The sequence below is a fragment of the Bacillus sp. EB106-07-01-XG149 genome (assembly GCF_058791555.1).
On the sequence record NZ_JBYTDP010000005.1, the window covers coordinates 96,688 to 110,411 of the forward strand.

Genomic DNA, 13,724 nt, shown 5'->3' on the forward strand with positions numbered 1-13,724 from the left:
ATTGGAGGATATTATGAAAAAAGCACTTATTACAGGCGTAACAGGACAAGATGGATCATATTTAGCAGAGTTTTTATTAGAAAAAGGATATGAAGTACACGGTATTATTCGTCGTAGTTCTTCTTATAATTTAGATCGTATTGAGAGTTTAGTAAATGAAGAAATCGAAGGATTAAATAACCAAGAAAATTTCCATCTTCATTATGGTGATATTACAGATACATCTAATGTAATTCGCCTAATTAGCGAAATTCGTCCAGATGAAATTTATAATCTAGGTGCACAATCACACGTAAAAGTATCATTTGATGTACCTGAATATACAGCAGATGTAGATGGTGTAGGAACATTACGTATTTTAGAAGCAGTTCGTATTTTAGGTCTGACTGAAACGACTCGTATTTATCAAGCATCAACATCTGAGCTATACGGTAAAGTGCAAGAAGTACCACAAAAAGAAACAACGCCATTCTACCCACGTTCTCCATACGGTGTAGCAAAAATTTACGGTTTCTGGATTACAAAGAACTACCGTGAATCTTATAACATGTTTGCAGTAAACGGGATTTTATTTAACCATGAATCAGAGCGTCGTGGTGAAACATTCGTAACACGTAAAATTACACTTGCAGCAGCACGTATTGCACAAGAAAAACAGGAAACATTATATTTAGGAAACTTAGATTCACTTCGTGACTGGGGTTATGCGAAAGATTATGTAGAATGTATGTGGTTAATTCTTCAACATGATAAGCCAGAAGATTTTGTTATCGCAACGGGTGAAATGCATACGGTACGTGAATTCACTACATTGGCATTCAAACATGTAGGCATTGAGCTTGAATGGGTAGGAGAAGGAGTAGAAGAAAAAGGTATTGATAAAGCAACAGGTAAAGTACTTGTAGCAGTAGATCCTAAATTCTTCCGTCCAGCAGAAGTAGAACAATTATTAGGAGATCCTACAAAAGCAAAAACATTATTAGGTTGGAATCCAACTAAGACCTCGTTTGAAGAGCTTGTTAGTATTATGGTGGAAGAAGATATGAAGAAAGTTAAGAAGGAAGATAAATTGAAGAAAATGTTTGACTGATAATTACCTAAAATGCTTATCTGTATACACTGATAAGCATTTTTTATTAATTTTAGTATTGAATCATTTTATTTAATATTAAAATTAATAAAAAATAAATAAGTAGGATGAAGCTAATGAAAAAAATTAAAAGAAAGCTGAAGATATTTCTATTCAATTGGATGAATAGGAGAAGAAATATTATCATCAAAGATGACGTGTATATTAATAGTAATACATATTTGGAAGGTAATAATAGAATATATAATGGTTCTCAAATTAATAATTCTTCTATAGGTTATGGTACTTATTTAGCTCATAACTGTAAAATTCCTAATTCACAGATAGGGAGATATTGTAGTATAGGTGACGGAAGTAGGATTGTGTTTGGACAGCACCCAACTAATAAATTTATTAGTATTCACCCTGCATTTTATTCTACAAAAGGTCAAGGCGGATTTACATATAGTAGTACAGATATATTTCAAGAGCATAAATATGTAAATGATGAAAAAAAATCTGTAATTATTGGGAACGATGTTTGGATAGGGCAAGATGTACTAATTATGGAAGGGGTAAAAATAGCAGATGGTTCAATTATTGGAACGGGTGCAATTGTAACAAAGGATACAGAGCCATTCAGTATTAATGTAGGGATTCCAGCTAAAAAAATAAAATACCGTTTTAATGAGGAGGAGCGTAATTTCTTACTCGAGTTTAAATGGTGGGATCAAAAAGAGGATTGGATTATAAAAAATAAAAGTTATTTTGAGGATGTTGGTTTATTTTATGATAAATTTAATCATTTCAAAGATCAAAATTAATAAAAATGATTCACTTACATCATTGGTTAAAAAAAATGCTGTATATTCTTTAGTTTTAAAAGTATTATCTGTATGTTTAAGTTTTTGGAGTGTGAAGGTAGCTTTTGATTTTACCGGTTCTCAACAAATATATGGGTTGTGGTTAACAATACTATCGGTAATTAGTTGGTTAGGATTACTAAATGGAGGTATGGGAAATGGTTTAAGAAATAAACTATCGCATTCCTTAGCGACCAATAATTATAAAAACGCAAAGGCGTATATTTCCACTAGCTATGTATTTATAGCGATGGTATCCCTTGGATTTACAGTGATTTTTATAGTATGTAACTTTTTGATTGATTGGAGAATATTGTTTAATGCAAGTTATATTTCTAGGGGAGAATTTACGGCATTAATTCTAGTTGTTGTTATTTCTTATTTTATGCAACTAACTTTATCGACTGTTAATGCGGTATGTTTTGCATTTAATCGTTCTACCTTACCTTCTTTCTTTACTTTTATTTCAAATATCATTTATGTATTGAGTTTATATATACTGAAATACTTTGGTATAAAGGGGTTTTTGATACTTGGAATAGTTTATAGTTTTTCAATACTAATTGTTTTATTTACAGCGAATATTTTTCTATTTGCAAAGAAATACAAGGAATTTAAACCATCGATTCGTTTTTACAACAAAAATTATGTAAAGGAATTAATGGGAAATGGAGTGAAATTTTTCTTTTTGGAAATTTCAGCAGTTATCATATTTACAACTGATAGTATGATTATTACACATGTCGTGGGTAGTGAGGAAGTAGCCATATATCAACTAGTTATGAAGTTATTTAGTGTTTTTACTATTGCATCTAGTACTATTATGGTGCCCCTTTGGTCAGCATTTACACATGCGTATAGTAAAGGGGAAATAGAGTGGATAAGGAAAATAATGCGAAAGATTTTATTGATGATAATACCATTAGTTGTTGGGGTGTTTATATTTACATTCATGGTCAATCCAATATTGAAAATGTGGATTGGTAATGGGGTAAGTGCATCTCAAACTTTAATAATTACTATTGCTTGTTATGTGGTGATTAATATATGGAGTAACATATTTGCTTATTTTTTAAACGGAGTAAATAAAATTAATGGACAACTATTTACAGTGGGATTAGGAGCTATAATCAATATTCCATTATCATTTTATTTATCGAAAAATTTAGGATTGGGTACCGAAGGGGTGGTACTTAGCACAATTCTATGTTTACTCCCATTTTCTATACTTGGTCCAATAAATACCTATTTAGTAATAAAGAAAGCTAAGAAATCGATTTAAGAAAAATAAAAATTATTACAGAGGTGAATAGAATGAAAATAGCCTTTGTTACAAACTTAAGGGCACCATATAGAACTTTGCAAGTGAATGAGTTTAGTAAGATAAAAGATGTAAATATAAATGTTTATTATACAGATAAGCCAAGTGAAAATAGGGTTTGGAATGTAAACAAGGTAATCGGATTTAAAGAGATCGATTTAAAAGGATATAATTTGTTTGGAAAATATGGATACATAAATAAAGGGTTAGTTGATATAGTAAAATCGCATGATTTATTAATCTTGGGTGGATATGAAAAACCAACATATATAGTTTTAAGTATTTTATGTAAGTTCTTTAAAAAGCCATATATACTACTTTTTGATGGAATTAGCACGAATAGATTAGATGAAAATGAGAATCCATTAAAGAAGTTTGTGAAGAATATTGTTGTAAAACGTGCTAGTTTTATATTAGGAAACGGAGAAGTAAGTAAGCGATATTTTAGTGAGGTGTTTTCTTATCCTAGAGAAAGAATATACAATCAATATTTAACGGTGGACACAAATAAAATTGAAAAATTATATAAAGAAAAAGAAAAGTATAAAAAGGAATATAAAGAAAGCTTAGGAATAAAGCAAGAAGATCGAGTGTTAATATATTCAGGAAGATTGATTGATATAAAAAATATTGAAAGAGTTATTGAAGCTATAGCTAAGATGGAAAATGAAAATATAGTATTTTTAATTGTAGGTGGTGGAATACTAGAGGGTTATTTAAATGAGTGTGCTCGAAATTTAGGTGTTAAGATTATAATTACTGGTTTTTTAGCTGATCAGGAAGAAGTGTTTAAACACTATTTTGTGGGAGATGCGATGATATTACCATCAATTGTAGAACCGTGGGGATTGGTTATTAACGAAGGATTATTTGCGGGAATGCCTGTAATAGTCTCCGAATATTGTGGATGTGCAAACGACTTAGTGGTTAACAAAGAAAATGGTTATTTAGTTAATCCATTTGATGTAGATGAAATATCTAATTGCATTGAAAGACTGATGTATACAGATGATAGAATAAGTTACTCGGAAAAGTCAAAAGAAATTGCATCGGAATGGACTTTTGAGAATTCCAGAAAGAGCTTAGAAAAAATCTTAAAACATTTTAAAATATATTAGTGTTAAGAGGGAGTTATTTTGAAAATATCAATTGTTTTAAATGATATCTCTGGTATTGGTGGAGTTGAGAGAGTAGTTACAAATTTATCTAACGAATTACATAAAAAGTATGATTGTGAGATTCATATTATTAGTTTATTTAGTAATAATCAATCAGAGGTTTTTTATGAAATAAATCAAGGAATCAAAATAATTCATCTAGGCAATAAAAATTTAAGAAACTTTAGTGTGCTTAAACAATTTTTAGAGCTCCATAAACATAATTATGATTATATGTTGTGTTGTAGTGTATCGATTTCTACACTTGCATTTATTTCAAAAGTTATTGGAAAAACAAATACGAAAATATATGCATGGGAACATAGTCAGTATGAACATTCAAGCCGTGTTATTAAGGGAATAAGAAGAATCATTTATCCCTATTTAGAGCGGGTAATTACTTTAAGCCAGCATGATGGGGATATTTTTGGCGGTTATTTACAAAATGTTTCTGTTATCCCAAACTTTAAATCATTTACTTCTAATCAAACTTCAAATTATAAGAATCATAATTTAATATCTGTAGGAAGATTAGGACATGAAAAGGGATTTGATATGCTTATTGACGCATATCATTTAATACATGAAAAGATTGGTGATTGGAAGCTAGAGATTTATGGAGAGGGGAAAGAATATAATACTTTGAATGAAAAAATAAAATTATATGGTTTAGAGGATAAGGTGTTTTTAAAACCATTTACTTCAAATATTATAGAAAAGTATTTGAATGCGTCAGTTTTTATTTGTAGTTCTAGAAGTGAGAGTTTTTCAATGGTTATTATTGAGGCAATGGAATGTGGGTTACCATGTATTAGTTTTAATTGCAAAATCGGTCCTCAAGAAATAATTAGTGAAGGTATAGACGGTTATTTAATAAATCCTTTTGATATAAAGGAGCTTTCAACCAAGATAGAATTATTAATAAATGATTTTTCATTACGAGTTAGTATGGGAAATAATGCTAAAGAGAAATCAAAGAAATATGATGTAGAAGGTATCATGCATCATTGGGAAAGAATTTTAGGGTTAGAAAAAGCAAATTGGAGAGTATAATATGAGGCAACCACTTATTTCAGTTATTACTGTTTGTTACAATAGTAAGAACACGATAGAAAGAACGTTTAAATCAGTACTTAATCAAACGTATAAAAATATTGAATATATTGTTGTGGATGGTAAATCTACAGATGGTACTCTTGAAATTATTAAGAAGTATGAAGGGATATTTGAACAACAAAATATTATTTTTAAATGGATAAGTGAATCTGATAAAGGTATATATGATGCAATGAATAAAGGAGTAAATTTAGCTACAGGGGAACTTGTGGGAATTATTAATAGTGATGATCATTATGAAGAATTAGCACTAGAGGTAATTGAATCAGAGTATTCTAAAGATGATACCTATGATGTATATCATGGGTTATTAAAGTACTATGATTCTGGGGAACTGTCAATGATAAAAGGTGGGGATAGTAGGGTATTATCTAATAATATGATTGAGCACCCTACATGTTTCTTAAAGAAGAAAACTTATGAAGAGTATGGGCTATTCAATTGTAAATATAAATACGTTGCAGATTATGAGTTGTTATGTAGAATCAAAAAGAATGGTGGGAAATTTAAATTAATAGAAAAAACTATAGCTAATTTTTATGATGGTGGAGCAGGGGATTGTTTGGAATCCGTTATAGAAGCATTGAGATTTCGGCATGAGCAAGGGTTTATAAAGAAGAAAACGTTTATAATAAAATATATAAAAATAAGATTGAGTCGAATGTTAACGAAATAAGGCATTCAAAAATAGAAAGTAATATAATTAATGAGGACGACTATGCAAATAAAAAAAAGTATATTGATAGTATTTTGTATGTTATTTATTATTTTCCTTAATGAGCGCTTGTTTTATATGTCAGAAATGGGTAGTTCTATGCATGTTATGGGATTATTATCAATTACAGTTACATTATTTCTAGTATATATTAAGTCATTTTTTGAAAAAAAATTTCTATTTAGAAGGGTAGTATTATATTACATATTAATTAATATAGTTAGTTTAGTAGTAACTAATATACAGTTTGGACAGCCTATTGTTTTAGGAATACTTCGTTATAAATATATATTTGTAGTTTTACTATATTTCCCATTATGTATGATGATTTATAGGGTTGGTACAGAGAAAATCAAAAAATTGATTGTTACACTTACTAGCTTTTTATCCTTTATATATATAATTCAAGCTATCCTTTATCCAAATATAATATTCTTAAATGTAAATTATGCAGATAGATTTGGATTTACGAGATTTTATGATGGAGCTTACTTTATTGTAATTGGTTTGTTTATTACAATTTCGTATCTATATGCTAATTATAATAAGAGCGGTAAGTTGAAATATTACCTAGCCTTTTTATTACAAATTAGTTATATAGTATTTGTTGCTCAAACTAGGAGTTCCATCATACCAATTTTAGGGATAATAATCTTGGTATTGTTATCAAGAATAAGTTTTAATAATGTTTTAAGTTATTTTAAGGTGTTAGCTATGCTTATTATTGGGTTAATTATACTAATGCCTTATATAACAGATGTAATTGATAGTATAAAAACAGATGTGGCAAGAACAGATGGTTCAGCTCAAATAAGAATACAAGCGAAGGAATATGTAGCAGAAAAGATTAAGGAAAATCCAATATTTGGTACAGGTTTGTATAATGCTCAATACGAGGAAGGACAATGGATAAATGGAAGCATTTATAAATATTATGCAGAGGATATAGGGATTAAAGGCTTTATATTTCAATATGGTTATGTTGGAATGATACTATATTTAGTAATGATAGGCCGTTTTTTATATTTATCATGTAGAATATTTAAGTGTAATCGGGAAAAAGGGATACTATATGTGATTTTTTGTGCGTATTCATGTTTACAAATGCCATTTACGGTTACATTAAATGTAGATAATACATTAATCTATTTAGTAATGTTTATGGCCTTAATTCAAATAGATTATAATAAAATTTATAATGAAGCCAATAATTCTATCTCTTAGAAACAAGAGATTTAAACTGTTAAGTAGTATTAGAAATTTTATAGGATTTTAATTAGTTCATATTTAGTATTAAAAATAAAATACTAGTGTCTCGAGAGTAATTGAGCTTAGAGATATTAGTATTTTTATTATGTATAAAGGAGTTATAAATTTAAGTGGATAATATAAAACCCGTAGTAAGTATAATAATTCCAACTTATGGAAGGCCTGATTTGCTAATTAGAGCAGTTAATAGTGCATTAAATCAAAGTTATTCGAACTTAGAAATAATAGTAGTAGATGATAATAATGAAGGATCATTGGAAAGAAATGAGACAAAACAAGTGCTGAATAAGTATTTGGAGAAGAAAGAAATAAGATATATTTGCATGGAGAAAAATAGTGGTGGTGCACTGGCAAGGAACAAAGGTGCAGAGGTTAGTATAGGAGAATTAATTTGTTTTTTAGATGATGATGATGAATTCCTACCTGAAAAGGTAGAACGACAAGTTAATAAATATATTGAATTAAATAAGACACCTTCAGTAATTGGTGGTTATGCTAATATTGTAGATGGGGGAGGGAATTTAAAAAGAATCGAGAAGAACGAAATAAATGGAAATGTTTTTAAATTTCAACTTCGTTCGAATGTTTGTACGACTAGTATTGCAATGATTAATAAAGAAGTATTTATGAAAGCAGGAGGATTTAGTAATGTTCCTTCTTCACAAGAACATACGCTTTTTATAAAAATATTTAATGTAAATCCTTTATATGATTATGTTGATGTTCCTATAGTTAATATATACCATCATGAGGGTATAAGAATTTCCACGGGTACAAAGAAAGCTGAAGGAGCTATTTTACTTCATGAATATGTAGAAAGTTTTTATGATGCATTAACCACAGAAGAGATAATAAAAATAGATAATGCTCATTACATAAATATTATTAGAGCATATATGCATATAAAAAATAATAGAAGAAATGCATATAAATATCTTTGTAAATTATTGGTAAATAAGAGGTGTATTGATAAAGAAATCATAAAATGTTTCTTTATCATATTTATAGGATTAAATAAAATTGAAAAAATTAAAATGTGTTTAAAAAAGTAGAATTGAAAGATTAAATTTCTAATATAGGATGATAATAATTATGAAAAAAATATGTCTAATCGGACAGTTCCCCCCCCCTATTCATGGATTATCTAAGGCATTAGAGACGCTTAGAAAATCTGAATATTTACAAGGGAAATTTCTCTTAACGTGTATTAATATTACAAACAATAAGAAATTTATGACTCATATTCAAAATATAAGAAAAAATGAATCTGATGTTTATTATTTTACAATTTCACATTCGAAATTAGGTAATATAAGGGACTTGATTATATTAAATGAGTTAGTAAAAAAAAATAAAAAAGTAATTATTCATTATCATGGTGGCTATTTCAGGCAGCTGTATAATGAAATGAATTTAATACAGAAAAAAATAAATAAATCCTTATTAGCAAAGGTTGATAATGTAATTGTGTTAAGTAAAGGATTGAGCTTTCTTTTTAAGGATTTAGTTGAGGATCATAAGATTAAAGTGTGTGAAAACTATGTAGAGGATGCAAGCTTATTATCACAAGATGAGTTTATTAGTAAGATTAGAGATACGGAAAAGAAGACACAAATTGATATTTTATATTTGAGTAATTTTATTAAATCAAAAGGATACCTTGAAGTATTAGAAGCGGCGAAAAAATGTAAAGATAAATCAGTTAATTTTCATTTTGCAGGGAAGTTTTTTTCTGAAGATGAAGAGCATGAATTTAAGAAGTTTATTTCCATTCATGGATTAAATAACGTGTTTTTCTATGGGGTAGTTGACGGCTTGGAAAAGAAGGAATTAATAAAAAATAGTGATGTTTTTATACTACCAACTTATTATCATATTGAAGGACAACCCATTTCCTTAATTGAGGCAATGGCTAATGGACTAACGATAATTACAACTAATCATGCTGGAATTCCTGATATTGTTAGCAAAAAGAATGGTTATATTATTCAGGCTAAAAATGTTGGAGAGATTGAATTAGCTATCCAGGATTTAATTTCAAATAGAAACAAGCTTATTGAATTTGGGTATGTAAATAGAGAGCACGCACTATTATCTTTTAAAGAGATAGATTATATTAAGCGTTTAGAAAAGATATTTAATGAAGTATAAATAAAAATGAGGATTGTATATAATGAAAAAAAAGGTAGTATTTGTAATTAATTATTTTTATCCCGATTTTGCATCTACAGGTCAGTTAATGACAGAACTTTGTTTGGATTTACAAAATGATTTTGATATAACAGTTATTGCCGCTCAACCTAATTATGCCGGGGAAAAAGTTAGTTCTAAAAAAATATTTGAGGAAGATCGTCTAGAGAATATGAAAATTGTTCGAATTAGATTACCAGAAGTTGATAAAACTTCTAAATTTAGTCGAATGAAATACATATTCTCTTATTTTGCATTAGCAAATATCGCTCTTTTAAAAGAAAAAGGTGTCGATATTATTTACACAATTTCACAGCCTCCAGTTTTAGGTGGGCTGATTGGGACAATTGGTAAATTTTTAAAAAGAGCAAAGCATGTATATAATGTTCAGGATTTCAATCCAGAGCAAGCAGCAGCGGTGAGTTATACGAATAAGCAATCAGTATTTAAAATTGCTAAAAAGATAGATATGATGAATTGTAAATATTCAGATTGTGTTATTGTCGTTGGTAATGATATGAGCGAAACACTAAAGCAACGTTTCAATGGGAAAAAAGTACCGAATCATACGGTCATTAACAATTGGACAAATGAACAGGAAGTCATTCCATTGGATAAATCGAATGAACACATTCAGCAATTTTTAAAAGACAATGACTTAGAAGATAAATTCATTATTATGTATTCTGGAAATATAGGACTATATTATGATTTAGAAAATATTATCCATGTTACAAATCATTTTAAAGAATATAAGGATATTGCATTTGTATTTATTGGTGAAGGTGCCGTGAAAAAAGATATGCAAGGTTTTGTTGAGGATAGCGACATTCAGAATGTATTCTTCATACCATATCAACCTAAGGAGTTTATTAAGTATTCATTAAATGTTGCCGATGTTCACTTAGTTGTAAATCAAAAAGGAATTAAAGGTGTTTCGGTCCCAAGTAAAATTTACGGTGTTATGGCTGCGGGGAAACCTATATTAGGTGTGTTGGAACAAGGTAGTGAGGCGCAAATGCTTATTGAAAAAAGTAAGTCAGGGATTGTAGTGGAGCCACAGGATTATAAAGGTATTATTTGTACAATAGAACAATTTTATCGTATGGAAGAGAGTCATGTAAAAGAAATGGGTTTAAACGGTCGTAAGTATTTAGATGAGAATTTAAAACGTGAAATTTCTATTAATAAATATCGAAATCTATTAAAACAGATATCAAAATCTTAATAATAAATGGTGAAGGGAATGCTTAAATTATGAAAATTGCAGTAGTGGGTACAGGCTATGTGGGCTTAGTTACAGGAGTTGCATTATCTCATATTGGGCATGATGTTACATGTGTTGATATTGATAAAAAAAAGGTAGAACGTATGAGAAAAGGAATTTCTCCTATATATGAGCCAGGGTTAGAAGAGCTTATGCTTCAAAATATTGAAGAAAATAGACTCTATTTTACGACAAGCCATCAAGAGGGATTCGAGAATGCAGAAGTAATTTATATTGCAGTAGGTACGCCAGAAAGAGAAGATGGGTCAGCAAATTTATCTTATATTGAACAAGTTGCAAAAGACATTGCTAAAAATGCACAATGTGACATTATTGTTGTAACAAAAAGTACAGTTCCTGTTGGAACGAATCATTATATAAAACAAATAATTTTAGAGAACCTTAATGAAAATATTAAAATTGAAGTTGTATCTAATCCAGAATTTTTAAGAGAGGGTTCTTCTGTATACGATACATTTAATGGGGATCGTATTGTAGTTGGCTCGGATAGCATAGAAGCAGCAAACGTTATTGAGGAGATTAATAAGCCATTTGGTATTCCTGTCTATAAGACAGATATTCGTAGTGCAGAAATGATCAAATATGCGTCTAATGCATTTTTAGCAACTAAAATTAGTTTTATAAATGAGATTGCAAATATTTGTGAGAAAACTGGAGCGAATATTGAAGATGTAGCTCGTGGTATGGGACTAGATCAACGTATTGGTTCAATGTTTTTAAAGGCTGGAATCGGTTACGGTGGTTCATGCTTCCCAAAAGATACAAAGGCACTAACGAAAATTGCATCTAATGTGGATCTTGACTTTACACTTTTAAAAGCAGTTGTTGAAGTGAACAATAAGCAACAACATAAGTTGGTTAAGGCTGCACAATTAAAATTGGGATCGCTACGGAATAAAAAGGTTGCTGTGCTTGGATTAGCATTCAAACCGAATACAGATGATATGCGTGAGGCAGCTTCTGTAGTTATTATTAAAGAATTGCTTGGTGAGGGTGCGGATGTAACAGCATATGATCCAGTAGCAATTGAAAATGCTAAAAAATTACTTCCTGGAACGGTTAAGTTTACGAAAGAGTTATATGAAGCTTTAGTAGATAAGGACTTAGTCTTCATTGTTACAGAGTGGCAAGAGGTAAAAGAATTAGACCTAAGTATGTTTGCTAAACTTATGAACAACCCAATTGTATTGGATGGTCGCAATTGCTTTGATTTGAAAGAAGTAAGTAACCATGAGATAGATTATTATTCAATTGGGCGTAGTAATATACAAAATATTGGGCAGTTAGTTTAATAAATTTAGTCAAAGTAATGAGTTTTTTAGCAGGAAGGGAGCTAGAATATTGAAGTTAATTCTGTTATCAGGTGGATCTGGAAAACGTTTATGGCCATTATCAAATGATACGCGCTCTAAACAGTTTCTAAAAGTATTAGAAAGTGAAAAAGGTACTAGGCAATCAATGGTACAGCGTGTATGGGGACAGTTAGAGTCAGTTGGTCTAAATGAATCGTCCGTTATTGCTACATCAAAAACGCAAACAGAGATGATTCATAATCAGTTAGGAGTGAATGTACCGTTAATTGTTGAACCGGAGCGTAGAGACACATTCCCGGCAATTGCTCTTGCTAGTGCATTTCTATTTTCTGAACAACATACTAATTTAGATGAAACAGTTATTGTATTACCAGTAGACCCATATGTTGAAGATAGCTTTTTTGAAAGAGTCAAAGATTTAGAGTTAGCACTGCAAAATTCAGATGCTGATTTAGCCCTTATGGGAGTTGAGCCAACGTATCCATCTTCTAAGTATGGTTATATTGTACCAACTGAAGAAGCTACTGCATGTGAATATTTTAATGTATCACGTTTTACGGAAAAACCGAGTGAGGAAAAGGCAGTAACACTAATTGAACAAAAGGCTTTATGGAACTGTGGCGTATTTGCCTTCAAGTTACGTTACCTTATTAATATTTTGGAGGAAAAGAATCTTCCAATTTTATACCACGATCTCTCTAAACATTATAGTAATTTACCAAAAATTAGTTTTGATTATGAAGTTGTAGAAAAAGCTAATCATATTGTTGCCTTACCGTATAGTGGATATTGGAAAGACTTAGGGACATGGAATACATTAACGGAAGAAATGGCTACAACCCAAATTGGTAAGGGGATAATTAGTGAGGATTCTCAAAACACACATGTAGTTAATGAATTAGAGGTTCCGGTAACAGTTGTTGGTCTTTCAGATGTTGTAGTTGCAGCTAGTCCAGATGGTATTTTAGTTTCGGATAAAGCTTCTAGTCCAAAAATTAAGGATTTAATTGGTTCATTTAATCAACCGCCAATGTACGAAGAACGTATTTGGGGATGGTCGAAAGTGCTAGATTACGCAAAATATGAAAATGAAGAAATGGTAACAAAAAGAATTTGTATAGAAGAAAATCAAAATTCTACTTATCATTACCATAATTTGCGTAACGAAGTATGGACAATTATTCGTGGTGAAGGAGAACTTATTTTAGAAGATCATATTCGCCGTGTTAAAGCTGGCGATATCATACATATTCCAGCTGGTAAAAAACATGCTATTCGTGCATTAAGTGAATTAGAATTTATTGAAGTACAAACAGGAAAAGAAGTAGTAAATACAGATTTCGTTCGCTTGTATACAAAATGGGACGATATTTTAAAACATTACTATCAATCACAAGCGCAAGTAATTATGTAACAGCTAGTG

Annotated in this window: 12 protein-coding genes; all 12 read left to right on the forward strand. The window is 29.9% G+C overall.

Annotated features, from left to right (window positions below; all coding sequences use genetic code 11):
• The first annotated feature begins 13 nt into the window (after nt 1–13).
• The 12 genes from gmd (at nt 14) to AC3WTA_RS20305 (ending at nt 13,715) form a co-directional block, all read left to right on the forward strand.
• Entirely contained in the window at nt 14–1,090 is a 1,077-nt protein-coding gene (gene gmd / locus AC3WTA_RS20250; RefSeq protein WP_492332984.1) for a GDP-mannose 4,6-dehydratase, read from the forward strand.
• A 116-nt stretch (nt 1,091–1,206) separates the two neighbouring features.
• Nucleotides 1,207–1,893, forward strand: a complete 687-nt coding sequence (locus AC3WTA_RS20255; protein WP_492332985.1) for a CatB-related O-acetyltransferase — start codon at nt 1,207–1,209, stop codon at nt 1,891–1,893.
• Nucleotides 1,859–3,214 carry an MATE family efflux transporter gene (locus tag AC3WTA_RS20260; protein WP_492332986.1) on the forward strand — a complete coding sequence of 452 codons (1,356 nt, stop codon included), beginning with the start codon at nt 1,859–1,861 and terminating at the stop codon, nt 3,212–3,214. Before AC3WTA_RS20255 ends, AC3WTA_RS20260 begins: the two co-directional genes overlap by 35 nt.
• A gap of 32 nt (nt 3,215–3,246) precedes the next feature.
• Nucleotides 3,247–4,371 (forward strand): glycosyltransferase family 4 protein, encoded by a 1,125-nt coding sequence (locus tag AC3WTA_RS20265; RefSeq protein WP_492332987.1) that lies wholly within the window; start codon nt 3,247–3,249, stop codon nt 4,369–4,371.
• Between the two features lie 18 nt (nt 4,372–4,389).
• Nucleotides 4,390–5,463, forward strand: coding sequence for a glycosyltransferase family 4 protein (locus AC3WTA_RS20270; RefSeq protein ID WP_492332988.1), 1,074 nt, complete (start codon nt 4,390–4,392; stop codon nt 5,461–5,463).
• Between the two features lies 1 nt (nt 5,464).
• Complete coding sequence (locus AC3WTA_RS20275) at nt 5,465–6,202, forward strand: glycosyltransferase family 2 protein (protein ID WP_492332989.1); 738 nt, start codon at nt 5,465–5,467, stop codon at nt 6,200–6,202.
• Nucleotides 6,203–6,244: 42 nt separating this feature from the next.
• Nucleotides 6,245–7,465, forward strand: coding sequence for an O-antigen ligase family protein (locus tag AC3WTA_RS20280; protein ID WP_492332990.1), 1,221 nt, complete (start codon nt 6,245–6,247; stop codon nt 7,463–7,465).
• Between the two features lie 155 nt (nt 7,466–7,620).
• On the forward strand, nt 7,621–8,562 hold the full coding sequence (locus tag AC3WTA_RS20285) for a glycosyltransferase family 2 protein (protein ID WP_492332991.1): 942 nt from the start codon (nt 7,621–7,623) through the stop codon (nt 8,560–8,562).
• A 40-nt stretch (nt 8,563–8,602) separates the two neighbouring features.
• On the forward strand, nt 8,603–9,661 hold the full coding sequence (locus AC3WTA_RS20290) for a glycosyltransferase family 4 protein (protein WP_179863274.1): 1,059 nt from the start codon (nt 8,603–8,605) through the stop codon (nt 9,659–9,661).
• Nucleotides 9,662–9,683: 22 nt separating this feature from the next.
• A complete protein-coding gene (locus AC3WTA_RS20295) occupies nt 9,684–10,928 on the forward strand; it encodes a glycosyltransferase family 4 protein (RefSeq protein WP_492332992.1) in 1,245 nt (414 codons plus the stop codon).
• A 29-nt stretch (nt 10,929–10,957) separates the two neighbouring features.
• Nucleotides 10,958–12,280, forward strand: coding sequence for a UDP-glucose dehydrogenase family protein (locus tag AC3WTA_RS20300; RefSeq protein ID WP_492332993.1), 1,323 nt, complete (start codon nt 10,958–10,960; stop codon nt 12,278–12,280).
• Between the two features lie 49 nt (nt 12,281–12,329).
• On the forward strand, nt 12,330–13,715 hold the full coding sequence (locus AC3WTA_RS20305; protein WP_492332994.1) for a sugar phosphate nucleotidyltransferase: 1,386 nt from the start codon (nt 12,330–12,332) through the stop codon (nt 13,713–13,715).
• Nucleotides 13,716–13,724: the final 9 nt, after the last annotated feature.

Bases quoted from the DNA above. Each gene is read 5' to 3' on its own strand.
- gmd (WP_492332984.1), top strand. From the start codon at position 14: ATGAAAAAAGCACTTATTACAGGCGTAACAGGACAAGATGGATCATAT.
- AC3WTA_RS20295 (WP_492332992.1), top strand. From the start codon at position 9,684: ATGAAAAAAAAGGTAGTATTTGTAATTAATTATTTTTATCCCGATTTT.
- AC3WTA_RS20255 (WP_492332985.1), top strand. From the start codon at position 1,207: ATGAAAAAAATTAAAAGAAAGCTGAAGATATTTCTATTCAATTGGATG.
- AC3WTA_RS20300 (WP_492332993.1), top strand. From the start codon at position 10,958: ATGAAAATTGCAGTAGTGGGTACAGGCTATGTGGGCTTAGTTACAGGA.
- AC3WTA_RS20275 (WP_492332989.1), top strand. From the start codon at position 5,465: ATGAGGCAACCACTTATTTCAGTTATTACTGTTTGTTACAATAGTAAG.
- AC3WTA_RS20260 (WP_492332986.1), top strand. From the start codon at position 1,859: ATGATAAATTTAATCATTTCAAAGATCAAAATTAATAAAAATGATTCA.
- AC3WTA_RS20280 (WP_492332990.1), top strand. From the start codon at position 6,245: ATGCAAATAAAAAAAAGTATATTGATAGTATTTTGTATGTTATTTATT.
- AC3WTA_RS20265 (WP_492332987.1), top strand. From the start codon at position 3,247: ATGAAAATAGCCTTTGTTACAAACTTAAGGGCACCATATAGAACTTTG.
- AC3WTA_RS20290 (WP_179863274.1), top strand. From the start codon at position 8,603: ATGAAAAAAATATGTCTAATCGGACAGTTCCCCCCCCCTATTCATGGA.